The 1945-nt window shown below is 35.3% G+C and carries 2 protein-coding genes; both read left to right on the plus strand.

What is annotated here, in order from left to right:
- Positions 1-235: 235 nt before the first annotated feature.
- Positions 236-673 carry a DNA starvation/stationary phase protection protein gene (locus tag Q1553_RS08100; protein WP_297571445.1) on the plus strand — a complete coding sequence of 146 codons (438 nt, stop codon included), beginning with the start codon at positions 236-238 and terminating at the stop codon, positions 671-673.
- Positions 674-837: 164 nt separating this feature from the next.
- A partial coding sequence (locus Q1553_RS08105) for a cache domain-containing protein (RefSeq protein WP_300842911.1) occupies positions 838-1945 on the plus strand: 1108 nt, incomplete at its 3' end.

Genomic DNA, 1945 nt, shown 5'->3' on the forward strand with positions numbered 1-1945 from the left:
AACCTCGCAACAAAACCACAAACCCCTTACAAGCCTTTACTGATTCTAGCGGATATTCTCCTTGCGCACAAAAAGATAATCCCAGCCATTCCACATTAAATCCTATAATCCTTAGAATTGAGGAATTATGACATAAAATTTATTGGCTTGGCAAGTTCATTTTCTTAATGATAATTATTTTCCTTTAAGAATCTCCTCTGTATAATTCATAAATATTTTAATCAAGGAGACAACAATGAATAAAATTGTTCAAACACTTAAACAAATCCAAGCAGATTCAGCTGTATTCTATATCAAGCTTCATAATTATCATTGGAATGTCAAAGGTGCAGATTTCCACCCTGTGCATTCAGCACTAGAAAATATGTATGATGAAATCACAGAACAAATGGACGAAGTGGCAGAACGCGTGATTCAAATCGGTGAAAAACCTTTTGTAACCCTTAAAGATATGCTAGCTGCTAGCAAAATCAAAGAAGACAAAGGCACAAGCTTTGATTCCAAAACAATTTTAAAATCTATTTTACCGGACTATGAATATTTCCTAAAATCCTTTAGAGAGCTTTCAGACTTAGCAGACGATGCAAATGATAAAGCAACCGTTGGGCTAGCAGACGAAAAAATCGCTGCTTTAGAAAAAGCAATTTGGATGCTCAAAGCACAACTTGCTTAATCTTTCAATCCGACTCTAACTTTTCACTTGGATTCCTTATTTTGCAGGATTCTAAGTGATTAATATTTTCTTTATTTCTCACATTAAACTAAGGTATTAATTAAATTAAAAGAGGGATTTAAATAAAATTATGGAACTTTAAATTCTTCAATAAGGAAGGTTTTATGAAAGCGTTAAGGGTTTCACTGGTTACAAAAATTGCAGGGGCAATCGTGATAGCCTTTGTTATTATGATTAGTATTAGTGCAATATTAAATTATAAAAATACGACAGACGATTCAACAAAAGTTTATACTATGTTACAAGAAGAGATTCTAAAGGCGTCTTATACGACTATCAACATCACAATGAATATTGAGGCGGAACAACATTTAAAATTCTTGGCAGAGGAAATAGCAAGTATTGACCGCTACGATGTTGTTTCTCTTCGCAAGGCATTATCAAGCGTCCAATACACCGTGAAATATCCTGATGTTTATATGGTTTATGAAGATAATGGAGACTTCGTTGATGAATGGCTAGAGGAACATTTTCCCTCTAGCTTTAGTGATAGCTTCACTCCGATTCCTTCCACATACAAAGATATGCGAGAGGCTCTATGGTATCAACAAGCCAAACAAAAAGATGGCTTTATCGTAACGCCTGCTTATCTTTCCAAAAGCGGCAAATTAGCTGGGAGACATTTGGCAACTGCTGCATTACCATTCCACAAAAATGGCAAATTTGCTGGAGTAGTTGCAGTAGATATTCCTTTGGACTTATTCCAAGAACGTTTCAAAAACTTTGATACTTCAGATTTTCCAAGCTTAAATATTTACATTATGGACCAAAACAATGAAATCGTTTCCCACGAAATTGAAAGCCTAGTGCTAGATGGCAAACAAACTCCACAAGAGATTGCAATTTCCAAAGCAGCCAAACAAAATCCACAAGGAATCATCAATCTCACAGACCATACGAACACAGAAAGAATCGCACATTATCGGGTAATGCCTTTTGGTTGGATTATGGTTGCAAGCGCAGACCATGGCGATTATACAAGAGCCTCTAATATCACTGCTGTTAAAAATTTCATCATCAATTCAATACTTATCGTTATTGGCTCTATTATACTTTATTACATCATTCGGGTTTTCTTAAAACCACTCAAACGCATTCAACAAGGGTTGTCTCATTTCTTCTCCTACCTCAACCACGATACACAAACAGCCAATCTCATCAAAATAGAATCCCACGACGAATTTGGCATTATGGCAAAAGAAATTAATCAAA

Source organism: Helicobacter sp. UBA3407 (assembly GCF_949747025.1).
GTDB lineage: Bacteria > Campylobacterota > Campylobacteria > Campylobacterales > Helicobacteraceae > Helicobacter_D > Helicobacter_D ganmani.

Bases quoted from the DNA above. Each gene is read 5' to 3' on its own strand.
- Q1553_RS08100 (WP_297571445.1), top strand. From the start codon at position 236: ATGAATAAAATTGTTCAAACACTTAAACAAATCCAAGCAGATTCAGCT.